We start from the raw sequence: 521 nt of genomic DNA on the forward strand, positions 1-521 counted from the left end.
CGGTGACGCCCACCTGGCGTTGCCGGAAGGCTTCACCGTGCACCCGCGCGTCAAGCCGGTGCTGGAGAAGCGCCGCGAGATGGCCTACGAGGGCAAGATCGACTGGGCCTTCGCCGAGTTGCTGGCCCTGGGAACGCTGATCTCCGAGGGCAAACTGGTCCGCCTGTCAGGTCAGGACACCCAGCGCGGCACCTTCACCCAGCGCCACGCCGTCATCGTCGACCGCAAGACCGGCGAGGAGTTCACTCCCCTGCAGCTGCTGGCGACCAACACCGACGGCACCCCCACCGGCGGCAAGTTCCTGGTGTACAACTCGGCACTGTCCGAGTACGCCGCGGTCGGCTTCGAGTACGGCTACTCGGTGGGCAACCCGGACGCCATGGTGCTGTGGGAAGCCCAGTTCGGCGACTTCGTCAACGGCGCCCAGTCGATCATCGACGAGTTCATCTCCTCCGGTGAGGCCAAGTGGGGCCAGCTCTCCGACGTCGTACTGCTGCTGCCGCACGGCCACGAAGGTCAAG

General features: G+C 66.8%; 1 pseudogene. It reads left to right on the forward strand.

The features are described 5' to 3' along the window. Window positions 1–521 (forward strand): annotated as a pseudogene (kgd, locus tag IMZ11_RS43675) (multifunctional oxoglutarate decarboxylase/oxoglutarate dehydrogenase thiamine pyrophosphate-binding subunit/dihydrolipoyllysine-residue succinyltransferase subunit); the annotation flags it as partial.

The sequence above is a fragment of the Microtetraspora sp. AC03309 genome (assembly GCF_020826795.1).
GTDB classification, from domain to species: Bacteria; Actinomycetota; Actinomycetes; order Streptosporangiales; family Streptosporangiaceae; genus Microtetraspora; species Microtetraspora glauca.